This window comes from Pseudomonas syringae pv. coryli str. NCPPB 4273 (assembly GCF_000972175.1).
Lineage (GTDB): Bacteria > Pseudomonadota > Gammaproteobacteria > Pseudomonadales > Pseudomonadaceae > Aquipseudomonas > Aquipseudomonas syringae.
Genome location: NZ_AWQP01000019.1, coordinates 42,102 through 66,693 on the forward strand (window position 1 = coordinate 42,102; position 24,592 = coordinate 66,693).

Sequence of the window (24,592 nt, forward strand, 5' to 3'; positions counted from 1 at the left end):
TGATTGGGTAACGGACGGTACTCGTCATGGCTGATCGTCACGATTACGTTGCTCTTGAGTGGCTGAAGGGCGAGATCGCCGAAACGTTGCGCCAGGCCCGTCAGTCGCTGGACCTGTTCATCGAAGACCCGGCCAACGCTGCGGCGATGGCCGAGTGCCTGAACCTGGTGCATCAGGTTCACGGCAGTCTGCAGATGATCGAGTTCTACGGCGCCGCGTTGCTGGCCGAGGAAATCGAGCAACTGGCGCTGGCGGTCCAGCAGAACCGTGTCAGCCATCCGATCGAGTCCGAGCAACTGCTGATCCAGGCCATGAGTCAGTTGCCGGTTTACCTGGAGCGCATTCATTCCGCGCGCCGCGACCTGCCGCTCGTGGTCTTGCCACTGCTCAATGACCTGCGTAGCGCGCGGGGCGAAAGTCTGCTCTCGGAAACCAGCCTGTTCGCCCCGCAGCTGGTCGTCGTGCCGGCGCTTGATGAAGAGGAGCTGGCGCGGCGCAATACCCCGGAATTGCCCAACCTGCTGCGCAAGCTGCGCCAGACCCTGCAGGCGGCGCTGGCCGGCCTGATGCGCGAGCAGGGCGTGCAGACCCAGCTCGGTTACATGGCCAAGGTGTTTGCCCGGCTTGAGCAGTTGTGCGAAGACGCGCCGCTCGGTGCGCTTTGGCGGATCGCCTCGGCCCTGGTTGAAACCATGCTCAACGGCAACTTCACCAACAGCCCGGCGCTGCGCAGCCTGTTGAAGGACGCCGACAAGGAACTCAAGCGGCTGGCCGAGCAGGGCGTCATCGGCATCAATCAGCCCGCCCCCGAAGAGCTGTTGAAAAGCCTGCTGTTCTACATCGCCAAGTCCGACAGCCTGGCGCCGAAGATGCTCGACCTCAAGGACCAGTACGCGCTGGCCGATGCCTTGCCCGGCAACGACGTGGTCAACGAAGAGCGCGCCCGCATGGCCGGTCCGGACCGAGACGCCATGCGTTCGGTGATCGTGGCCTTGTGCGAAGGGCTGGTCAGGGTCAAGGAACGGCTCGACGTGTTCGTGCGCGGCGACCGTCAGCATGTCAGCGAGCTCAACGCGTTGCTGCCGCCGTTGCGGCAGATTGCCGATACCCTGGCGGTTCTGGGTTTCGGCCAGCCGCGCAAGGTGATCATCGATCAGTTGTCTGTGGTCCTCGGTCTGGCGCAGGGGCAGCGCGAGCCTAGCGACGCTGCGCTGATGGATGTCGCGGGTGCCTTGCTCTACGTCGAATCGACCCTTGCCGGCATGGCCGGGAGCCACGAGCAGGTCAGCCGCGAAGAAAGCCGCCTGCCGACCACCGACCTGACGCAGATTCATCAACTGGTGATTCGCGAAGCCCGCACGGTGTTGCAGCAGGCCAAGGACGTGATCCTCGATTACATCGACGGCGAGTGGGACCGACAGCGGCTCGATCCGCTGTGCGCGCTGATCGTGCAGGTTCGGGGTGCGCTGGCCATGATCCCGCTGGCCCGTGCGGCCAGCCTGCTGGCCGCCTGCAACGAATACATTCAGGAACACCTGCTGGTGGACGAAACCCGTCCCACCTGGGTTCAGCTCGATTGCCTGGCCGACACCATCACCGGCATCGAATATTACCTGGAGCGCATGCTCGAAGACCATCAGGCGCCGGGCGACCAGGTGCTGGACATGGCCCAGCAAAGCCTGGCACGGCTGGGCTATACGCCCGCTGCGGACACCCTCGAAGTGCCGTTGCTCGAAGAGATCATCACTCAGGACGAGTTGCTCGAACTGGATGACCGCAAGGCGCTGGTCAGCCCCACGCAAACCATTGCCCAGGTCCTCGCCAGCCCGGTCTCGGCGGTCAACCCGCCCGCCCGTAACGTACCCACCAGCCTGTTGCCGCCCTCGGCCGGGGAAGAGGCGGTGGACGAAGAGTTGCGCGATGTGTTTCTCGAAGAGGCCGACGAGGTGCTCGACGCGCTGCGTGAGTACCTGCCGCGCTGGTTCGCCTCGCTCGGCCGCGACGGCCACTGGGACAGCACGGCGCTGACCGAAGTGCGCCGTGCGTTTCATACCCTCAAGGGCAGCGGCCGGATGGTGCGTGCGCTGATCCTCAGCGAGCTGGCCTGGTCGGTGGAGAACCTGCTCAACCGGGTGCTGGAAGGCGATGTAATGCCGGGCCTCGAAGTCCAGCAACTGATGAGCGAAGTGCAGGCGCTGCTGCCGTCGGTCATCCGCGACTTTGCCGAAGATGCGCAGCGCCAGCGCGACGATGTCGACCTGTTGGCGGCTCGCGCCCATGCGTTGGCCAACGGGCTGGAGCCACCGACGCTGTCGGCCGTGGATGACCCTGCGCCAGGCAAGCCTGTTGCCGACGAACCGCTCGATCCACAGTTGCTGGAGATTTTCCGGCAGGAAGCGCTCGGCCATCTGAACACCCTCGGTCGCTTCCTCGACAACGCCGAACAAGCAGCGTCGCCGGCGATCAGCGACGCGGTGCTGCGTGCGCTGCATACGCTCAAGGGCAGCGCGCACATGGCCGGGGTGCTGCCGATTGCCGAACTGGCCAGCCCGCTCGACCAGTTAGTGCGTGAATACAAGGCCAACCTCATCGATATCGGTTCACCGGAGCTCGTCCTGCTGCGCAGCGCCGAACCGTTGCTGCACAAGGGCCTCGAACAACTGGACAGCACGCCGCTGGCGGATATTCCGGGTGCCGCGCCGCTGATCGAGGCTGCCCTGGCGATGCTCAACGACCGCCTCACCGTGGTGCTGCGCGAGTCGGACAGCGGCCTGCGGATCAAGCGCAACCCCACGCTGCTCGCCGGTTTTCTGGCCGAGGGCATGGACATCGTGCTGGACGCGGAGAACCTGCTGCAGCGCTGGCGGCAGCACCCCGGCGAACGCCAGGAACTGAGCGCGCTGCTCGACGAACTGACCACCCTCGGTCATGGCGCGCACCTGGCCGACCTGCCGCAGGTTGATGAGCTGTGCGAAGCCTTGCTCGACCTCTACGGCGCGGTCGAGGAAAGCAGTCTGGCGGTCAGCGAGCGGTTTTTTGATGTTGCAGAAAATGCTCACGAAGCGCTGATCAACATGCTTGATCAGGTGGCTGCCGGTCAGGATGTCGAGCCACGTCCCGAATGCGTGCGCGCCTTGAACCAGTTGCTGGATCAGGCGCTTGATCCGTCGGCGACCGGGCTGGTCAAGAGCGACGGCCACCGCACCTTGAGCGTTACCGAGCTCAACGCCGCCACCGCGCAGCTGGCCAGCGAGGCCGGGCACACTGAGACTGAAGTTGCCGGGCCGGACGACGAAATCGTCGAGATATTTCTGGAAGAGGCCGTCGATATCCTCGACAGCGCCGGCCAAGCCTTGCAGCGTTGGCTGGCCGATCCGGAAAACCCTGCGCCGCTGGCCTCCTTGCAGCGCGACCTGCACACCCTCAAGGGCGGTGCGCGGATGGCTGAGGTGGCCGAGGTGGGCGATCTGGCCCACGAACTGGAAAACCTCTACGAAGGCTTGATCGACCGGCGCTTCAACCATTCGCCGGCGCTGGCCGAGCTGCTGCACGAGAGCCACGACCATCTGGCGATTATGCTCGAGCAACTGTATCGGCAGGAAGCGCTCAGCGACCCTTCGGCCTTGATCGACGCGCTGCGCAACTGCCGCACGCTCGAGAGCGCCGGACCCGAGGTGCAAGCCTCGCCTGCCGCCAGTGAAGATCTTCCCGAACATGACACCGAGCTGCGTGAAGTCTTCCTCGAGGAAGGTTTCGACATCATGGAAAGCTCGGGCGCGGCATTGGCGCGTTGGCAGGCCGATCCGCACAACATGCTGGAAGTCGAAAACCTGCTGCGCGACCTGCACACCCTCAAGGGCGGCGCGCGGATGGTGGAAATTGCTCCGATAGGCGATCTGGCCCACGAGCTGGAGACGCTTTACGAGGGGCTTTCCGCCGGCAGCCTGCAGCCCGCGCCGTTGATGATGGGGCTGTTGCAGAGCGGTCAGGATGTGCTGGCCGACATGCTCGATGCCGTGCGCAGTGACAAGCCGCTGCCTGACGCGACCTTGCTGATTGAGAGCATTCGCAGACTGGCCACCGACGAGCCGTCGGGCGCTGTGCTGGCTGCGCAGGACCTGGAGGTCCATCCGGAGTCGGTGGTCGCCGTGGCCCCGGTCGCCGAAGGGGAGGCCGAGCGCAGCGGTCCGGAAATGGTCAAGGTGCCTGCCGAGCAACTGGAAGACCTGGTCAACCTGGCCGGCGAAACCTCCATCTTTCGTGGACGTATCGAACAGCAGATTATTGATTCACAGATCGCTCTGGTAGAGATGGAAACCACCATCGAGCGGATGCGCGATCAGTTGCGTCGTCTGGACATGGAAACCCAGGGGCGCATTCTCAGCCGTGAGCAGGTCCAGGCCGAGCGACTGGGCTATGAAGAGTTCGACCCGCTGGAAATGGACCGTCATTCGCAGTTGCAGCAGTTGTCACGCGCGTTGTTCGAATCGGCGTCCGACCTCATGGACCTCAAGGAAACCCTCGGTGCGCGCGCTCGCGACGCGGAAACGCTGCTGTCGCAACAGGCCAGGGTCAACACTCAGCTTCAGGAAGGCCTGATGCGTACGCGCATGGTGCCGTTCGAACGGTTGGTGCCGCGCCTGCGTCGCGTGGTGCGCCAGGTGGCCTCGGAACTGCACAAGAAAGTCCATTTCGAAGTGGGCAACGCCGACGGTGAAATGGACCGCAACGTGCTGGAGCGAATGGTCGCGCCACTGGAGCACATGCTGCGCAACGCCGTCGATCACGGGCTTGAAAGCACCGAAAAACGCATCGCTGTCGGCAAGCCGGAACAGGGCCATATCAGTCTGGAGCTGATGTACGAAGGCGGCGATATGGTCATCGAACTGAGCGATGACGGCTCTGGCGTTGACCTTGCTGCAGTACGTCGCAAGGCCATCAAGCGCGGCATGATCCATCCGGATGCCGATCTGTCCGACCATGAAGTGTTGCCGTTCATCCTGCAGGCGGGGTTTTCCACCAGCGAGATCATCACCCAGATTTCCGGCCGTGGCGTGGGCATGGATGTGGTGCACGCCGAGGTCAAGCAACTGGGCGGTTCGATGGTCATCGACTCGGTACCGGGCCAGGGCACGCGCTTCCGTATCCGTCTGCCGATTTCGGTGTCGGTCAACCGCGCGTTGATGGTCACGTGCGGCGAAGAACAGTATGCGGTACCGCTCAATACCGTCGATGGCATCGTGCGCGTCATGGCCAATGAGCTGGACGGCTATTACCAGACCACCCCGCCGCGCTATCAATATGGCGGGCGCAGTTACGAATTGCGTTATCTGGGCGAGTTGCTGGGCAGCAGTCCGCCCAGGCTGGCCGGGCAATTGCAGCCGCTGCCAGTGTTGCTGGTGCATCTGCAGGATCAGTGGGTGGCGGTGCAGGTCGATGCGCTGGCAGGCTCGCGCGAGATCGTGGTCAAGAGCCTGGGTACGCAGTTCTCCAGGGTGCAGGGCATTTCCGGGGCGACCATTCTGGGTGACGGCCGCGTGGTGCTGATTCTTGATCTGATGGCGCAGATTCGTACCTTGCAGGGCTTGCCTTTCAGAGGGTTGGCACCTGCCTACCACGAAGCCGAGCATGCCAGACCGTTGCTGGTGATGGTGGTGGACGATTCGGTGACGGTGCGTAAAGTTACCAGCCGCTTGCTGGAACGCCACGGCATGCATGTGCTGACCGCCAAGGACGGTGTCGATGCCATGACCCTGTTGCAGGAGCACACGCCTGACATCATGCTGCTCGATATCGAAATGCCGCGCATGGACGGCTTTGAAGTGGCCAGCCAGATCCGCCAGGACGAACAGCTCAAGGACCTGCCTATCATCATGATCACCTCCCGCTCGGGCCAGAAGCATCGCGATCGGGCGATGGCAGTGGGCGTCAACGAGTACCTGAGCAAGCCGTATCAGGAAAACGTGTTGCTGGAGAGCATCGCTTACTGGAGCCAGGTGCATGTCTGAAGGTACGTTCCAGACCAGCCGTCTGACCAGCCTGACTGGCTTGCTGGTGCCGTTGAGTGACCGGCATCTGCTGCTGCCCAATGTCGCGGTCGCCGAGTTGATCGATTACCAGGATTGCAGCGCAGAGCCGGACGCCCCCGAGTGGTATCTGGGGCCGATCAGCTGGCGCGAACTGACCTTGCCGCTGCTCAGCTTCGAAGCCGCCTGCGGAGGCCGCACCCGCGTTGGCGGTCGAGCCCGGATCGTGGTGCTCAACGCGCTGGGCGGACGCAACGACGTCAGGTTCATCGCCCTGCTGACCCAGGGCATCCCGCGTTCGTGCAAGGTCGACAGCCAGTTGAGCTACGTCGACGTCCCGCTAGCCGAACTGGAACTGGCCGCCGTACAGATCGGCGAAACCGTAGCCCGCATTCCCGACCTCGAAGGGCTGGAGCAATGGCTGGTGGATGCAGGGCTGTCATAGTTAAAGAGGACGCGGAGCGTCCAGAACTGCATGCGACGCGGAGCGCTGCACGATAGTGTGATGATCGTTCCTCACTCTCCCGTGGGAATGCCGTGCGTGACGCTCCGCGTCACAACTCTGCGCCGCGCCGCACATTCCGGATAGGACGCGGAGCGTCCAGAACTGCATGCGACGCGGAGCGCCGCACGATAGTTACAGGATTATCGTTCCTCACGCTCCAGCGTGGGAATGCCGTGCGTGACGCTCTGCGTCACAGATCTGTGCCGCGCCGCACATTCCGGATAGGACGCGGAGCGTCCAGAACTGCATGCGACGCGGAGCGCCGCACGATAGTGTGATGATCGTTCCTCACGCTCCAGCGTGGGAATGCCGTGGGTGACGCTCCGCGTCACAGATCTGCGCCGCGCCGCAGATTCAGGATAGGACGCGGAGCGTCCAGAACGGCATGCGACGCGGAGCGCCGCACGATAGTGTGATGATCGTTCCTCACGCTCCCGTGGGAATGCCGTGCGTGACGCTCCGCGTCACAAGTCTGTGCCGCGCCGCACATTCCGGATAGGACGCGGAGCGTCCAGAACTGCATGCGACGCGGAGCGCCGCACGATAGTGTGAGGATCGTTCCTCACGCTCCAGCGTGGGAATGCCGTGCGTGACGCTCCGCGTCACAGATCTGTGCCGCGCCGCACACTCAAGACAGGGCGCGGAGCACGCTGAGCATGGGCACGATAGGGAATCAAAGCCTCACGACGAACAGCTGATTTCCAGGTGCTTGCCCCAGTCCGGCGGGCGTTGGGCGTAGCCTTGCATGCCGGGTTGTTCGCTGAAGGGGGTGCAGAGCACCTGATGCAAGCGGCGGACTTCTTCGTAGTCGCCTTTTTCCGCAGCAGCGATGGCGTTCTGCGCCAGGTAGTTGCGCAGGATGTACAGCGGGTTGACCGCATGCATGCGGGTCTGACGCTCTTGCTCGGTGCCGTTGTCTTCAAGGGCAATACGCGCTTGATACGCGTGCGCCCAGCCATCGAAGCCCTTGATATCGACGAAGTCGTCACGCAACGTGCGCAACGCCTCGGCGGCTGGCTGGTCACCCAGGCGGCGGAAGAACAGGGTGTAATCCACGCCACTGTTCTGCATCAATTTCAGCAATTGGCTGACCAGTTGTTCGTCCTGATCATTCGCAACGGTCAGGCCCAGTCGGCGGCGCATCAGGTCCAGGTAGTGGGCCTGATACAACGGCAGAAACAAACCGATGGCCTCACGCAGCGCTTCCACGCTGATGAACGGGGTCAGCGCCTGTGCCAGCGCGCTGAGGTTCCATTGCGCGATAGGCACCTGATTGCTGAAGGAGTAGCGACCTTCATGATCGGAGTGGTTGCAGATGAAATGCTCATCGAAATCGTCCAGAAACGCGAACGGTCCGAAATCGAAGGTAATGCCCAGAATCGACATGTTGTCGGTGTTCATCACACCATGGCAGAAGCCGTAGGCCTGCCACTTGGCAATCAGCTCGGCGTTGCGCTCGACGATTTCCCGGAACATCGCCAGATACGGCTCCGGCTGCTCCTGACAGTGCGGGTAATGCATCGTCAGCACATGCTCGGCGAGGGTCTTCAACTGCTCTGGCTGCTTGGTGTAGAAAAAGTATTCCAGACTGCCGAAGCGCACATGGCTCTGCGCCAAGCGCAGCACCATGGCGGCATGTTCCTGGGTTTCGCGCCATACCGGCGTGCTGGAGCTGACCACACACCCCGCGCGGCTGCTGGGGATGCCCAGTGCGTGCAGGGCTTCGGAGGCCAGAAACTCGCGGATCGACGAGCGCAGTACGGCGCGCCCGTCACCCATCCGTGAGTACGGTGTCTGGCCCGCGCCTTTCAGGTGCAGATCCCAATGCTCGCCGGCGTCGTTGTACACCTCGCCGAGCAACAGCCCGCGACCGTCGCCCAGGCGCGGGTTGTAGGAGCCGAACTGATGCCCGGAATACACCATCGCCCGAGGCTCTGCTTCGGACCACAGCTTGTGACCGCTGAAGATTTCCGCGAACAACGGCAGATCGGCCTGTTCAGGCGCCAGGTCCAGCAGCGCCAGCGCTGACTGGCTGGCAACCACAAGCTGCGGCGCATCGATGGGTTCAGGCAGCACGGAAGTGGAGAACGCGTCGCCCAGACGGGCAAAGCGGTTGTCGAAAATGAGTTCGTCGAGTGCTTTCAAAACGTATCGCCTCCAGAGGGGGATTTCAGGCTTTCAACGAAGCGGCGGCCTGCCTGGCTCGTCGGGCGTGTTGCAACGGTCAGAACCCGTAGACCGGGTCCCTGGGTGGTAGTTCTGGTGATCGGGCCTGCGCCCGGACTACCGGTTCCGGCTTCGCTCGAAGGCGGCCAGAATCGTCCGTTCCGATTGCACCAGATAATCCTCGAGCATGCGCGTCGCCTCATCGGTCTTGCCCGCGTCCAGGCGCCCGAGTACCGCAGCATTCATGTCCAGATAAGGCGAATGCAGCAGCTCGGGGTTGTTGAGCAGGCCGAAGGCCAGTCGCAACTCTGCCGATATCTGTGCATAAAACGCCACCAGTCGCGGGCTGTCGGACAGCTCGACGATGGCCTTGTGAAACATCATGTTGGCGGTGCCCACGGCAATCCAGTCCTTCGCTTCACGCGCCTGCACGCCGGCCTCGACCGCATTGCGCATGTGCAGCACACCGGGATGCTGTGGATAAGCCTGAGCAATCGCCCCGCATTCGATGAAGCGTCGAATGCGGTAGATATCGATGATCGAAGCCATATCAGGCTCGGCCACGGTGACGCCACGATTGGGTTCGTGGGTCAGCAGTCCTTCCCGGGTCAGCACTCTGAAGGCTTCTCTCAGAGTGTTACGGGAAATATTCAGACTCTCGGCCAGAGCGGCTTCCGAGAGGCGCTGACCGGGTACCAGCTCGCCCTCGACCAGCATTCTGCGAAGCTCAGTGGTGATCGATTCTCCGAGGGTGCGAGGGAGGGCAGAGGCAGCGTCGTTCATAAAGGGTCCAGAGAAAGAAAAGCCAGGTCGATATTCCACGACAGCTCATTGGCTGGCAAGGACGAAGGTCAGCAGATGCTTCATCAGGTAGCACACCTGAGTCCCTGCGTAACAACATGGTGCACATGGTTGATCCATGCTATCTACATTGTTCAACAATATTATCTTTGTGTATCTACAACTTGGCGCGCCTGAATGACCTTTGGCATGGTCGTTGCTCTGGCAGAATACCTCTCATCTCAGGAATGCCGCCGTGACACAGACTGCCAATGAGTTCACCAAGGCGCGCCGCGCCTCTTTGATCGCCGCGATCTTCATGATGGCGACCTCTGCCATCGGTCCTGGCTTTCTGACCCAGACAGCCACGTTTACCGCGACGCTGGGGGCGGCGTTTGCCTTCGGCATCCTGGCTTCGATCCTGATCGACTTCGTGGTGCAACTGAATGTCTGGCGCATCGTCACGCTGACCAGAATGCGCGCGGCCGATCTGGCCAACGCGGCAATCCCGGGCAGCGGTTATCTGCTGGCGGTACTGGTGATCTTCGGCGGCCTGGTGTTCAGTCTGGGTAACATCGCGGGTGCGGGCCTGGGCTTGAATGCGTTGACCGGTGTTGACCCCAAATGGGGTGGCGCCTTGAGCGCGTTGATCGCCATCGCGATTTTCTCATCGCACCGCGCCGGCATCGCCATGGACCGCATCATGATGGTGCTGGGCACCCTGAAGGTCTGCCTGATTCTGTTCGCCGCCTTTGCCTCGCATCCGCCGCTGGGTGAAGCGCTGCGCCAGACCATCTTGCCGGACATGGTCGATTTCGCGGCCATCACCACCATTGTCGGTGGCACGGTCGGCGGCTATATCACTTACGCCGGTGCTCACCGATTGCTGGATCGCGGCACTGTCGGGGTCGAGAACATCGATGTGGTGTCCAAGGCGGCGCTGACCGGTATTCTGGTCACCGGGGTTGTTCGTTACATACTGTTTCTGGCGATCCTCGGCGTGGTCGCCAGCGGCGTCGTCATCGATGTGTCCGGCAAGGGCGCAAACCCTGCGGCCCAGGCGTTCACCGCTGCCGCTGGCAACTTCGGCCTGATCATGTTCGGCCTGGTGCTCTGGGCGGCCGGCATCAGCAGCGTGATCGGCGCGTCCTATACGTCGATGTCGTTCATCACGGTGTTTTCCAAACGCATCACTGAACGCGCGCGCAACCTGGCGACGGTCGGCTTTATTCTGATCACCGTGGTCGTATACGTCATGTGGGGCAAACCACCGGCCGCGCTGCTGGTCTTTGCCGGGGGCTTCAACGGCTTGATCCTGCCGCTGGGCCTGAGCATTTTCATGTACGTCGGCTGGCGCCGGTCCGACATGATGGACGGCTACCACTACCCGCGCTGGCTATTGGTGCTGGGCGTGCTGACCTGCCTGCTGTCGTGGTACATGGCGTTTAAATCGGCGGGAGCCATCTTTGCCTTCATCAATGCAGCCTGATTTCGGAGAATAAAAATGCCTGCGATAGACCTCAACAGTGATCTCGGTGAAAGCTTCGGCGCCTGGAGCATGGGCGACGATGAGGCCATTCTCGATGTGGTCAGCAGCGCCAACGTGGCCTGCGGTTTCCATGCCGGTGACCCGGCCGGGATCCTGCGCACCCTCGAGGCCGCTGCGGCCCGGGGCGTTGCCATCGGCGCGCATGTGGCCTACCCGGACCTGGTAGGGTTCGGCCGCCGCAACATGGACATCCCGAGCGACCAACTGACCGCCGATGTCATTTATCAGATCGGCGCACTGCAGGGCCTGGCCCGCAGCGCCGGGACCAGCGTGAGCTACGTCAAGCCTCACGGCGCGCTGTACAACACCATCGCCGGTGATCAGCGTCAGGCCACGGCGGTCATTCAGGCGCTGTTGCGCATTGATCCCGCGCTGAAACTGGTGTGCCTGGCCAACTCGCCGCTGCTCGACTGGGCACGCGAAGCCGGGCTTTCCTGCGTTGCCGAAGCGTTCGCCGATCGCGCCTATACCGCTGAAGGCACGCTGGTCTCGCGCTCGCGGCCCGGTGCCGTGCTGCACGATGCCGAACTGATCGCCGAGCGCATGCTGCGCCTGGTGCGCGAAGGCGTCATCGAGGCTGAAGATGGCCGCGAAATCAGCCTGCAGGCCGATTCGATCTGCGTGCATGGCGACAGTCCGGGCGCGGTGAACATCGCGCGTATTCTGAAAGACCGTTTGCACGACGCTGGCGTCACTGTCCGCGCATTCAATCGAGGCTGATCATGAACTCACTGCAACTCGCCCGCGAGGCAGCCAGCGCCGCCCGTGCCCGTTATCGCCAGGGATTCGTCGCGCCGACCGCTGGCCAGGCGCCCGGTCTGACCCAGTGCAACATGATCACGCTGCCACGTGAATGGGCGTATGACTTTCTGCTGTTCGCGCAGCGCAACCCGCAAGCCTGCCCGGTACTGGATGTGACCGAGCCCGGCAGCCACACCACGCTGTTGGCCGAGCAGGCTGATCTGCGCACCGACCTGCCCCTGTACCGGGTCTGGCGCGACGGGGAACTGGCCGAAGAACTGAGTGACGTGAGCCACATCTGGGCGCAGCACACTGATCTGGTCAGCTTTCTGATTGGCTGCAGTTTCACCTTCGAAACCGACCTGATGCACGCCGGCATCGATGTGCGCCACATCAGCGAAGGCTGCAATGTGCCGATGTACCGCAGCAACCGCGTCTGCCGCCCGGCCGGGCGCCTGCAGGGCAATATGGTGGTGTCGATGCGCCCGATCGCGGCGGACCGGGTGGCCGAAGCGGCGCGCATCACCGGGCGCTATCCCGGTGTGCACGGCGCGCCAGTACACGTCGGCGAGCCTGGACTGCTCGGCATCAACGACCTGGCGAGCCCTGATTTTGGTGATGCGGTGACGATCAGGCCCGGCGAGATTCCGGTGTTCTGGGCCTGCGGCGTGACCCCGCAGGCAGTGGTCATGGCGTCCCGTGTGCCGTTTGCGATTTCCCACGCGCCCGGCCACATGTTCATTACCGATATTCCGGACAGCTACTACCACGTATAGGAGAGGCTCATGCGTTTCTACCCGGCCAACCTGGATGCACTCCTGGTTGAACTGTCGAATCTGGACGAGACCCTGGCCCTGTTCGAATCGTTACAGCAGATGCCCATCGCTGGCGTCGAGGAAATCGTCCCGGCCGCCCGAACGTTGCTGGTGCACTTTCGTCCGTCAGCCATCGGTTTCGAAGCGCTCGCCACACAGATCGCCTCGCGCGACATTCGTGGCAAGGCACGCGAGGCGGGCAAGCTGATCGAAATACCTGTGCATTACAACGGCGAAGACCTGGCCGATGTTGCCCGTGAGCTGGACATCAGCGTCGAGGAAGTGATCAAGCGCCACACTGGCAGCGACTACAACGTTGCGTTCTGCGGTTTTGCACCCGGTTTTGCCTACCTCAGCGGTGGCGCCGGGTTCGTGGTGCCACGGCGCAGCACGCCGCGCACGCGTATTCCGGCTGGCGCAGTGGCACTGGCCGGCGGTTTCAGTGGCATTTATCCACAGGCCAGCCCCGGCGGCTGGCAGATCATCGGGGTGACCACCTCAACCATGTGGGATCTGGGTCGCGACGAGCCCGCCTTGCTCCAGCCCGGCTACCGCGTGCGTTTCCAGGATGCCGGTCCGCTCCCGGAGACCCGTGTGCAGGTTGCCGCACCTGTCCGGCCGCAGGCGACGACAGTCAGCGAAGACTATCTGCAGATCGAGACGCCAGGTCTGCAGACCCTGTTTCAGGACCTGGGCCGTCCCGGTCGCGCGGGGCAGGGTGTTTCCGCATCGGGCGCGCTGGATCGCGGCGCCTTGCGCGCTGCCAACCGCGCGGTGGGTAACGATCCGGCGACGGCGTGCCTGGAAATTCTCATGGGCGGCCTGACCTTCACCTGTCAGGGGCAGACCGTTGTGGCGATTACCGGTGCTCAGGTCGGCGTCGAAGTGCAGACCGCCGAAGGGCAAAAGTTGCAGGCGCCCTTGTATGCACCGCTGGCTTTGCAAAGCGGCGATCAGGTGAGCATCGGTTCGCCCAGCGCCGGCCTGCGCAATTATCTGGCGGTTCGTGGCGGTTTCATTCATGAGCCGGTGCTCGGCAGCCTGTCCACCGACACGCTGGCCCAGGTCGGGCCCGCCGCGTTGGCAGCGGGTGACCGGCTGGGTTTCACGCGCAGAACCGGAGGCTCTGCGGTGTCGACTGCCGAACAACCGGCCTTCGAGATGCCGCGTAGCGATGAGGTCATCACCCTGGATGTGGTCATGGGCCCGCGCAGTGACTGGTTCAGCGCCGAAGCCCAGCAACTGCTGGCGCAACAGACCTGGCTGGTAACGCCGCAATCCAATCGTATCGGCATTCGCCTGGCGGGCGAGCAATCGCTGCAACGTGCCGTCGATGGCGAGTTGCCCAGCGAGGGCACCACGGTCGGCGCCATTCAGGTGCCGCCCAGTGGCCAGCCGGTACTGTTTCTGGCCGATCACCCGTTGACCGGCGGTTACCCGGTCATCGGCGCAGTCGCCACTTACCACCTGGACAAGGCCGGGCAGATTCCGGTCAATGCCCGCATTCGCTTCAATCCGCTGAGCGCCTTCGAGCCAGTGTGCCCCGCCACTTCAGACGAGACCAAGAACAGATGAAAAAGGTTCTGATTGCCAATCGTGGCGAAATTGCCGTTCGTATTGCCCGTGCCTGCCGTGACTACGGAGTCGCCTCGGTGGCGGTGTACGCCGATGCCGATATCGACGCGCTGCACGTGCGTCAGGCCGATGAAGCCTATGGGCTGCAGGGCGAGCGCCCGACCGACACCTACCTGAATATCGAAAAGCTGCTGGCGGTTGCCGCTCGTGCCGGTGCCGACGCGGTTCACCCAGGCTACGGCTTTCTCTCGGAGCGCGCCGAATTCGCCCGCGCGGTGATCGACGCCGGTCTGATCTGGATCGGTCCCGATCCTGCGACCATCGACGCACTGGGCGACAAGGTCCAGGCCCGGCGCATCGCCCTGAAAGTCGGCGCACCGCTGGTGGCCGGTACGGAAGACCCGGTAAACGATGCCTCTGAAGTGGTCGCGTTTGCCGAGCAACATGGCCTGCCGATTGCCATCAAGGCAGCCTTTGGCGGCGGTGGTCGCGGCCTGAAAGTCGCCTGGAAGCTCGATGAAGTCAGCGAGCTGTACGAGTCTGCGGTGCGTGAAGCGGTTTCGGCGTTTGGCCGTGGCGAGTGCTTCGTCGAGCGCTTTCTGGACCGCCCACGGCACATCGAAGCGCAGATCATCGCCGACCGTCATGGCCGGGTGGTTGTGGTCGGCACCCGTGACTGCTCGTTGCAGCGTCGCAACCAGAAGCTGATCGAAGAAGCGCCAGCGCCTTATCTGAATGACGAACTGCGCCAGCGCATTCACGAGTCGGCTCGCGCGGTCTGCGCCGAAGCGGGCTATGTCGGTGCCGGTACGGTGGAGTTCCTGCTCAGCGGCGATGGCACCCTGTCGTTCCTGGAGGTCAACACGCGCTTGCAGGTCGAACACCCAGTGACGGAAGAAACCAGCGGTGTCGATCTGGTCATCGAACAACTCCGCGTCGCCGACGGCCTGCCGCTGTCGTTCGATGGCACGCCTGTGCCACGCGGCCACAGCTTTGAATTCCGCATCAACGCCGAAGACGCGGGCAACGGCTTTCTGCCGACGCCGGGGTCTATCACTTTATTTCAGCCACCGTCCGGTCCGGGCGTGCGCCTGGACACCGGCGTTGCAGAAGGCTCACGGGTTTCACCGAACTTCGACTCGATGATCGCCAAGCTGATCGTCACCGGCGCAACCCGCGAACAGGCCATCAGCCGCGCCCGCCGTGCGCTGGCCGAGTTCAAGGTGGAAGGCGTGGCCACCGTGCTGCCGTTCCATCGGGCGGTCATGGACCATGCCGACTTCACCGCGGCCAATACCTTCGCCGTCCACACCCGCTGGATCGAAACCGACTTCGCCGAGCACGTCACCATTGCCCCGCGCAACGCAGAGCCGGTCGATCCCGGCGTGCTGCGCACCTTCGTTGAAATCGACGGCAAACGCCACGAACTGGGCCTGCCTGCTGCGCTGCTGGCCGGCATGAGCCTGAACGCTGCCGCCCCGGCTGACGCCACCCAGCCAGCGGCCGATGCCCCGGACCCGCACGCAGTGCTGACACCGGTAGCGGGCAATCTGCATGCCTGGGCGGTTGAGGACGGTGCGACGGTAGAGAAGGGACAGGTGATCGCCATCATGGAAGCGATGAAGATGGAAACATCGATACTGGCGCCGTGTGCCGGAACCGTGCAGATCAGCAAGGAGCCTGGGGGGTATCTGGAGGCGAAGGTGGTGATTGGGCGGGTTGAGGCCTGATTTAATCGCTAGCGCGTGTCGACCGGACGGTAGCCCGGTCGACACACACTTTCACTCTTCTCAATCCAGCCGCAACTCAGGCGGCTCGGGCGCATCTTTGGTCGCCGGGGCCACTTGGGTATTCACTGGTTGCAGGGTCGTCTGCCCAGCCGGTGCGCCATGCTTGTCGCTCGGCTCTGCGGGCACCAGTTTGTATTCCAGGCCCTGGGTGTTCTTGAGGTAGATCTCCATCTGGCGGAACGAGATGTTGATGTGCTGCTTCTTGAACTCGCGATTGATGAAGCGGTTGATCTCGTCGAGCACCGGGTTGCGGTCGCCCAGGTCGCGTACGTGCATGCGCAGTTCGTGGTCGAGGGTACTTTCGCCGAAGTTCAGGAAGTAGACGATCGGCTCTGGTTCCTTGAGCACCCGAGGGTTTTCCCGGGCGGCTTGCAGCAGCAGGGAGCGCACCAGGTCCAGGTCCGAGCCGTAATCCACGCCCAGCTTGAGGGTTACGCGGGTGACGGTGTCGGTCAGCGACCAGTTGATGAGCTGGCCGGTGATGAAGGTCTTGTTCGGGACGATGATGTCCTTGCGGTCGAAGTCGGTGATGGTCGTGGCACGGATGCGGATCTTGCTGACCGTCCCCGACAGGGCGCCGATGGTGATGGTGTCGCCAATCCGCACCGGACGTTCGAAGAGGATCATGATGCCGGAAATGAAGTTGGCGAAGATTTCCTGCATACCGAAGCCCAGACCCACCGACAGCGCCGCGACCAGCCACTGCAATTTGTCCCAGCTCACGCCCAGCGTCGACAGCGTGGTGACGAAGCCGACACCGGCGATGGTGTACGACAGCAGCGTGGTTGTCGCGTAGGCACTGCCCTGCGCGAGGTTCATGCGTGACAGCACCAGCACTTCCAGCAGGCCGGGCAGGTTGCCGGCGAGTACGAAGGTGATGACGATGATCACCCCCGCACCGAGGAAGTCGCTCAGGCTGATCGGCACCATGCTCATGTTGGCACCGGTGCCACTGGTGTATTCGTAGAGAATGATGTTGTCCAGGTAGGCGAACACGGTGATCAGCTCGGCCCACACCAGGTACAGTGCGCCGACGAATCCGGCCAGCAGGGCCAGACGGATCAGGCGCAGCGACTGCTGGTTGACCTGTTCGATGTCCAGCTTGGGTTCTTCGACCGGAATGTCGCTGTCGCCGTTTTCTCTGGCTGCCTGACGCTTGGCCAGCGCGCGCTGATAGGCCAGACGCCGGGCGGCCACGCTCAGGCCGCGGACGAACGTCGCCTCGACCATCAGCCAGATCATCATCAGGTACAGGGTGTCGATCAGGCGGTCGCTGAGCTTGAGCGCGGTGTAATAGTAGCCAAAGCAAACCGCGAGGAAGAGCGCGACCGGCAACGCCGTGAACACCAATCCGACGGTTTTGCGGAACAGTGAAGCGTTGTGATGCGTCGGGCTTGAGATCAGCAGGCGAGCGAGCAGCCAGGTCATCAGGGCGTAACAGGTCAGCACCACGCCGATCCCCAGCACGTCGTCGGCCAGTGCGGCAGGCTGGTGTTCAGCGACGGCCACCACCGCCACCAGGGCCAGAACGACCAGCCCCAGGCGACGCACCCAGCCACGCAGGAACTCGACCTGTGCGGTCTCCCAGCGGAAGTGCAACTGCGCAACACCTGACGGGGCGAGCACGCGATAGGCGGTGTAGAACACCAGCCAGGCGAGGGCGATCTGCAGCAAGGCCTCGCCCAGGTTGGCGTTTTGACCGCGGGCGTCGATCTGCAGCGCGTAGCCGCACAGGGCCAGCCCCAGTGCGACGGGCATGGCCAGCAGCACGTTGATCAGCAGCGCCAGTGGCGTCTTCCATTGACTGTCACGTTTGAAGTGACCGATGTCGGCGTGCAGGCGATTGAGCTTCTGGTACAGCGCCTTGCGCCGCCAGGTCAGTATGCCGATCAACAGCAGCAAGGGCAGAAACAGCAGCGGCCGCTGGGTCAGGCCATCTGACAGTTCGCTGAGGCTGGATGTCCACGGCAGCGTAGCGACCTGCTTTTGCAAGCGCGGCCAGATATTCTGAAACCACTCCACGTCTAGCGGCTTATTGCTGGGGATCCAGAACATCTGCTCGTCGAGTGTGGCGCGCAGCCCCTGCGCGGTGCTGGTCAGCTGCTTCTGGTTCAGTTGCAGGGTGATGGATTCGTTGAGCAATGCGCTCAGCTCGCGATTGAGGCGCTCAAGCAAGTCACTGCGGGTGATGGCCAGGTCCAGCAACGTCCGGCGCAGTTGCGGGGTGACGTTTTCAGGCGGCTGGGTGGCGAGGAGCTTTTCGACGTAAGCGGTCGGCGTGCTCATCTGTTCGCGTTGCTGGTTGATGTCGAACTGATACAGGCGGATGTTGGCGATTTCGTCGGCCAGACCCTTGTCCAGCTCCAGATGCGGCAACGCCTGCTTCTGCTTGTAGAGAATCTTGGACAGCAGCAGGCTGCCGCTCAGCACGTTGATCTGCTCGCTGAGGGCTTGATCGGTCTGGGTCAGGTTGTCCAGTTGCTGCTTGGTCTTGAGGTTCTGCTGGGTCAGCTCGTTGAGGCGATCGGTGCCGCGCAACAGGTAGTCTGACAGCTTGAGGTTGGCGGCGCTTTCGGTCGCCAGCAGGCTGCTGCCGCCGGACTTCTGCGCTTCCAGAGACAGGTCGGCAACCGTTTTCTGCGACTGGGCACGACGCTTGTCGTTGATCAGGGTCTGCAGGTCCTGAATTTCCTGTTCCTGGCGCGCGACCTTCTCGGTCAGCAAGTCATGCTGGCTGTTGCCCAGATCCTGCAACTGGCTGTTGCCGGCCAGTTCCTGGCGACGCAGCAGGTTGAGGGCGTTGATCGAGGCCAGCTCTGCATTGAGCAGGTTGCGCTGGTCGGCGCTCAGGGTCTTGCCGTTGTCCTTGCCATTCTTGAGGATGGCGTTGATCTGCTGGATGCGCGTCTGGTTGGCGCTGATTTCTGTCTGGGCGCGCTCCGGCCGCGTTTGCGCGGTAATGGCCAGGCTGTTGGCGTCGTTGAGTTCGCTCTGCAGATCGCTCTGCTGGGTGCTGCGCTGACTGAGCAGTTGCTCCAGCTGTGGCACGTCGAGGCCGCCGTAGCGCTGGGCTACGGGCACCACTTTGCTTTCTTTCAGGCGGGCCAGTTCACGCTGGTTTTCCGAAGTCTGTTTTGGCGCCTGGGCGAGCTGCTGTTTGAGCGCTTCGAGCTTCTGCTCGCTGTCCTGCTTGCTGTTCAGAAATGCCAGTGTCTGCTCGAGGACCTGTTGCAGTGCCTTTTGCTCGGCGTCTGGCAGCTTGCGGTCGGCAATCTTGTCGAGGCTTTGCTGAACAGCGTCGCTGCTGGGCGGATCGGCGGCAAGCGCCGGGAAAGAAGACAGGCAGAGCGCAAACAGTGCGGCAGCACAAAAGGAACGCAGGGAAAACATAGACACCGGTCGCATGATGATACGTGTGGGTTGGCAGTTTAAAGGAACAGTCCGGGGCCCGGGCGGGTTCCTTCGGGGAATTTGACGCCCACTTTCTGGATCTTGTTCCCGTCCATGACGGCAACGGTCCAAATAGTTCCATTCCATTCAACCTGGTCGCCGACCACCGGCTCGCCACGGTTCTTCTGCACGATGAACTGGCTCAGCGGCATTCCTGGGTCTATGCCATCGAGTTTCAGACCATACAGGGCGGCCACTTCACCCAGCCTTGCGTCGCCTTCGAGCACGAAGTCGCCGAAGAAACGCAGGTCCAGCCCACGCTGCGGCGCCTGGCTGAACAATTTGCCCAGCGCCGGCAGGTCGTGTTCGTGGCCGATCACGCACAGCAGATCACCCACTTCCAGCGTCGTACTGCCGGACGGGTGGAGCAGTTGCTGACCGCGGAACAGTGCTGCGATACGCGTGCCTTCCGGCATCCTCAGTTCGCGCAGCGCCGCGCCGATGCACCACTTTTCAGCGCCCAGGCGGTAGACGAACAACTCCCATTCACTGGTGACGTGCACCTCCAGCGCGGCCCGGGAAATCGGCGCGGGATCAGGTGGAACCGTCACTTTCAGCAGTTTGGCCATCCACGGCAGGCTGGTGCCTTGCAGCAACAGCGAAACCAGCACGATAAAGAACGCCAGGTTGAAGTACAGCTGTGCGTTGGGCAGGCCGGCCATTAGCGGGAACACCGCGAGGATGATCGGCACCGCGCCACGCAGGCCGACCCAGGCGATAAAGGCTTTTTCGCGATCATGGAAGGCCTTGAACGGCAACAGGCCGACCATCACCGACAGCGGGCGTGCCACCAGAATCATCCACAGCGCCAGACCCAGCGCCGGTATCGCAATCGGCAGCAGATCGTGCGGCGTGACCAGCAGGCCCAGCACCAGAAACATGCCGATCTGCGCCAGCCAGGCCATGCCATCGAGCATGTGCAGGATGCCGTGGCGACTGCGAATCGGCCGGTTGCCGAGCACCAGGCCACACAGGTAGACCGCGAGAAAACCGCTGCCGTGGATGGCGTTGGTCAGGGCGAAGATCGCCAGGCCACCGGCAATCACCAGAATCGGGTAGAGACCTGCCGCCAGATTGATGCGGTTGACCAGCTGCAGCAGGATCCAGCCGCCGCCCAGACCGATGAAGCTGCCGATACCGAATTCCTGGATCAGGTGCCCCAGCAGTCCCCAGTGCAACCCGGTCTGCCCACTGGCGAGCATGCCGATCAGGGTGACGGTCAGGAACACGGCCATGGGGTCGTTGCTGCCCGACTCGATCTCGAGGCTGGCGGTAACGCGCTCGTTCAAGCCTTTGCCGCCCAGCAGCGAGAACACCGCCGCAGCGTCTGTGGAGCCGACGATCGCGCCGATCAACAGGCCCTGGATAACGCTGAGATTGAACAGCCACGCCGCCATCATGCCGGTCAGTACGGTGGTGATCAGCACGCCCACCGTCGCCAGCGACAAGGCTGGCCACAGCGCAACCCGGAAACTGGCCACCCGCGTTCGCAGCCCGCCGTCGAGCAGGATCACCGCCAGCGCAAGGTTGCCCACCAGGTAGGCGGTCGCATAGTTGTCAAAGATGATCCCGCCGCCATCGACGCCAGCCACCATGCCCACTGCGAGGATGATGACCAGGATCGGAATGCCGAGGCGCGACGAAAGAGAACTGACCAGGATGCTCGCGGCTACCAGCAACGCGCCGATCAGGAACAGGCTGTTGATGGTGGTGGCGTCCAAAGGCGGTACTCCGTAGAAAACTGAATTGAAGCGGGAAGGGCGAAAGCTGACCATGCAGTCCGCGTGCCAAGGGATTTAACCTGTTGAATTGCTTGGCTGTCAAAGAGCAATTTCGAGCGATTGACGCAGATCGGCGCTCCCGGGCTCACGATTGGTTGCAATCCAGCGGCTGACACATAGTTATATACCGCAGACCAGGCCTTCTTGCTCCCTACTGTCAGGGCTCCAATCACCAAGAAGGTTCTTCATCATGGACGATGATTTTGCAGCACATTACAACTTCGACGATGGCGACAGGGATGGCGATGATGACTCTGACGCAGAGTCCTTGACGCGTGAGCGCGAGGACTTTTCGGTCAGCGATCACTTCCGGCTTCACCCGATCAACCTGCAGTCACCTGCCGCCCTTGCTGCGCGGGATGTGGCACAGGAATGCCAGTCAAGGTGGGGTATCGAGATCGATCCGGACGACACCTTGATCGCGACGCTGTATATCGAAGACCCGAAGCTCTACCCCGCCCCTCACCGCGCCAATGTCGCTCACTCGATGACGCTGACCGAGGCGCTGCTGCGCAACTGGCAGCAAAAGGGCAATGGTGACTGGTTTGATCACCTCGGGCATTTGCAGCCCCATCATGAGGACGGTCTCGACTGTCAGGTCGTGGATGAAAAACTACCGCCCTATGACTGCGTCGCTTATGAGGCGGTGTACCGGAAATCCGATCCGCAGCACTACGATTCGACGACGCAACTGCGCCTGACGGCCGAGGCGTTCAAGCAATACATCTGGGATCACAACCTGCAAGCCGGCTATCTCGCCTACCTGAAACAGTTCTGGCAGGCGCACGCAGAAGACTACAACCTGATGCTCAAGGCCGGTCTGTTCAGGGCGGCCTGGCTGCAAGCCGAGGAAAATACGCTCAAGGCCGAGCACAAGGACATGGTGCTGGAGGCGCTCGGGCTGCCCGCTGATCAGGGTTGGAAACAGCTGAGTTTCGACACTTTTGTCGCCGCGCCGATTTCCACTCGGGTGACGATTTCCGAATTGCAGGTGCACGGCTACAGCGCGGCCGACATCATGGTCATACGCAGTGCCGATTCGCCGACCGTGCTGCTCTATATCCCCGGCAACTCGTCACCGATTCATACCTTCGCCAACGCCGACGCGCTCAAGGACTGGATCGCGCTGATGTGCAAGGATCCAGGCAAACGCCGGTCTCTCGAGGGGCATTTCAGTGCTGCGGATGACGTCGATGGCTTTTTCTACAGTGGCGTTGCCACCGCCCTCAGAGGCTTCGCTGTCTACCCGAAACTGCTGGACTCAGCGACCGGCGCGTGGAACCCGCGCAAACTGGTGCAGTTCGGCGAGCCGCTGCAGCCCTGGCCGTTCTCGCACTTCAAGTATCGGGTCAAGGCGAAGTCTGAAGCGGACGCGCTGCAAAAAATACGCAGCCATGGCGATTACTGGAAAGAGGAAGTCAGCAGCGGGCTGAGTGAGTGCGTGTCTGTCCTGGGCGGCGTCGCGATCGTCTTTCCTGAGCTGATTCCGGTCATCGCGGGGCTGTCTCTCGCGCTGGTCGGGCTGGGCGTCGATGCGGCTGTCAATGGCCGCACGCTGGACGAGCGCCAGGCGGGGCTTGGGCGGATTGCCTTCGGGGTATTGAACGCGTTGCCGATCCTTGCCGAGGAGGGCGCTGCGGTCGAGGCGGGCACCGAAACCGGGCTGATTGACGAGGCGGGAGACGGTTATGAGGTTCCTGGCCCAACCACCCCGATCGACCCTGCTGTCGAGGTCGAGCCGATTCCGGTGTTCAGGGAAGAACCACCGGCCTTGCGTTCGCTCGATGCCAAAATGCGCCGTCTGTTGCGCGCGCTCGAAGTGGCTCAAGACCTGCCAGGACTGGCCTCGGGCGAAGTGGCGGGTATTTATCCGCTGCAAGGCAAAAGTTACATCGAGCTGCATGATCAGGCGTTTCGGGTCGAGTGGGTGCCACAGGAAAAGCAGTACCGGATTCGCTCTGATTCTGATCCGCGTGTCTGGGGGCCCTATGTGAAGACTATCGACACCGGCTATTGGGACCTGGACCTCAAGCTCGGGTTGCGTGGCGGGGAAAGCTTCGACGGCTCGCGATTGCCGCCGGCCAGTGAGGCAGACAGCGCCGTGGTGGCAGTCGTGCCTGACGAGCCAGCCGTCGAGATTCAGCGCTGGGGCCCCAAGGTGCAGGTGGAGTTGCCTCTGGACGGAATCCTCATTGAGGAAGTCCTGAGCCAGTCGAAAGGGACGGTCGTAGAGAAATATTTCATTCATCTCAAGGGGGCAAAGACAAATGTCTATTACGACCCCGACAGTCGCTGCTGGCGAACTGACCCATCTGACAAAGTCGGTCTGGTGTGGCGGGATCGCGACGGGGTGTGGAACCGCGGTTCAAAAGACGCATTCTTGAAAGTGGAGGCAAAACTGCCCCAGAGCCATCGTTTTGAGCTCTATTCTTTTCCTCGTGTCCCGAGGCTGCCTGCAGACGCCAAACCCGTCAGTCGCATGGTTCATCACATCTGGATGGGGGAGCGAATGCCGGGTGCAGATCTTCTGGACAACATGCTGCACAACATGCGCACCAGTCCGGATTTACGCTTTCAACTGCATATTGATATCGATGATCCGGCGGCGTATGAGCAACTGTTCGATCACTTTTTTGAACACCCGCAAATGCACATTTCCTTTCTCAAGGAAGAACCGTTCTATTCCGAGTTCCTGACGGGTAAAAATGCCGAGGCATTCAACTATTTCAGGTATTCGGATAACCGTAATTACGCGGCTGCTTCGGATATTCTGCGTTATCGGTTGATTGACGAGTATGGCGGCATCTATCTCGACTGCGACGATACGATCAATGTCCCTTTCGCGGAGGTCCCATTGAAGGCCGGTCCGAATGACGTACTGTTAGGAGGGCGCGTAGACGCTCGGCAATTGAGCTACACCGGGCCAAACAATAGCCACTTCGCCAGTCACCCGGACAATCCGGTTTTAAAGCGGATGCTCAAAGAAATTAAAATACGTTTTGACAGTGAGAAGCAGACGAACAAGTCCTTCTTCAGCACTCGCAGACCTTACATCGACCGTACCGATGAAGCTTCGCAAGCTGCATCGAAAACAAGAATGACGCCTTATATGACGCGGATTTCGTACCTGACCGGCCCTAAATTGATGTCAGATGTGCTGAGAACGCTGCGGCCTGACTGCTTCGACCTGCTGGAGCGCTCCTATCTTGCACCTGGTGAAGTCGTGTCTCCGATATACAACGCCTATCTGAATGATGCAGTGGACTTCTATTTCCCCTTCAAGGCCAAGGCAATAATCACTGCAGGCGCTGCGAACGGTTGGTAGCCTTCGATGTTTGCAGCGGCTCGTCGGCTGAGCCGCTGCATGCATTCAACGTCAGATGAAGGGTATAGATAGTTAGCGCCACCAACGCT

Annotated in this window: 12 protein-coding genes; 8 read left to right on the plus strand and 4 right to left on the minus strand. The window is 62.2% G+C overall.

Features of this window, described 5'->3' with window-relative positions:
• The first annotated feature begins 26 nt into the window (after positions 1–26).
• Positions 27–6,008 (plus strand): Hpt domain-containing protein, encoded by a 5,982-nt coding sequence (locus tag P406_RS09375; protein ID WP_046236032.1) that lies wholly within the window; start codon positions 27–29, stop codon positions 6,006–6,008.
• Complete coding sequence (locus P406_RS09380; RefSeq protein ID WP_003392217.1) at positions 6,001–6,471, plus strand: chemotaxis protein CheW; 471 nt, start codon at positions 6,001–6,003, stop codon at positions 6,469–6,471. Before P406_RS09375 ends, P406_RS09380 begins: the two co-directional genes overlap by 8 nt.
• 741 nt (positions 6,472–7,212) lie before the next feature.
• Here the strand turns inward: P406_RS09380 and selO are convergent.
• Both selO and P406_RS09390 read right to left on the minus strand, forming a co-directional pair.
• Entirely contained in the window at positions 7,213–8,676 is a 1,464-nt protein-coding gene (gene selO, locus P406_RS09385) for a protein adenylyltransferase SelO (RefSeq protein WP_004409376.1), read from the minus strand.
• A 138-nt stretch (positions 8,677–8,814) separates the two neighbouring features.
• Complete coding sequence (locus tag P406_RS09390; RefSeq protein WP_082100752.1) at positions 8,815–9,480, minus strand: GntR family transcriptional regulator; 666 nt, start codon at positions 9,478–9,480, stop codon at positions 8,815–8,817.
• 253 nt (positions 9,481–9,733) lie between these two features.
• Between P406_RS09390 and P406_RS09395 the strand changes: the two genes are divergently transcribed.
• From P406_RS09395 to P406_RS09415, 5 genes are read left to right on the plus strand one after another with little or no spacing between them, the layout of a single operon-like run.
• Positions 9,734–10,966 (plus strand): NRAMP family divalent metal transporter, encoded by a 1,233-nt coding sequence (locus P406_RS09395; RefSeq protein WP_046236034.1) that lies wholly within the window; start codon positions 9,734–9,736, stop codon positions 10,964–10,966.
• A gap of 15 nt (positions 10,967–10,981) precedes the next feature.
• Positions 10,982–11,746, plus strand: a complete 765-nt coding sequence (locus P406_RS09400; protein ID WP_046236035.1) for a LamB/YcsF family protein — start codon at positions 10,982–10,984, stop codon at positions 11,744–11,746.
• A 2-nt stretch (positions 11,747–11,748) separates the two neighbouring features.
• On the plus strand, positions 11,749–12,543 hold the full coding sequence (locus P406_RS09405) for a putative hydro-lyase (protein ID WP_004409380.1): 795 nt from the start codon (positions 11,749–11,751) through the stop codon (positions 12,541–12,543).
• A 9-nt stretch (positions 12,544–12,552) separates the two neighbouring features.
• Positions 12,553–14,157 (plus strand): 5-oxoprolinase subunit B/C family protein, encoded by a 1,605-nt coding sequence (locus P406_RS09410; protein ID WP_046236036.1) that lies wholly within the window; start codon positions 12,553–12,555, stop codon positions 14,155–14,157.
• Positions 14,154–15,887 (plus strand): ATP-binding protein, encoded by a 1,734-nt coding sequence (locus tag P406_RS09415; protein WP_046236037.1) that lies wholly within the window; start codon positions 14,154–14,156, stop codon positions 15,885–15,887. Before P406_RS09410 ends, P406_RS09415 begins: the two co-directional genes overlap by 4 nt.
• A gap of 60 nt (positions 15,888–15,947) precedes the next feature.
• Here the strand turns inward: P406_RS09415 and mscK are convergent, their stop codons facing one another.
• Both mscK and P406_RS09425 read right to left on the minus strand, forming a co-directional pair.
• A complete protein-coding gene (gene mscK / locus P406_RS09420; protein ID WP_046236038.1) occupies positions 15,948–19,337 on the minus strand; it encodes a mechanosensitive channel MscK in 3,390 nt (1,129 codons plus the stop codon).
• A 38-nt stretch (positions 19,338–19,375) separates the two neighbouring features.
• Positions 19,376–21,118, minus strand: a complete 1,743-nt coding sequence (locus P406_RS09425) for a potassium/proton antiporter (protein WP_046236039.1) — start codon at positions 21,116–21,118, stop codon at positions 19,376–19,378.
• Positions 21,119–21,368: 250 nt separating this feature from the next.
• Between P406_RS09425 and P406_RS09430 the strand changes: the two genes are divergently transcribed.
• On the plus strand, positions 21,369–24,503 hold the full coding sequence (locus tag P406_RS09430) for a dermonecrotic toxin domain-containing protein (RefSeq protein WP_046236040.1): 3,135 nt from the start codon (positions 21,369–21,371) through the stop codon (positions 24,501–24,503).
• The last annotated feature ends 89 nt before the right edge of the window (positions 24,504–24,592 follow it).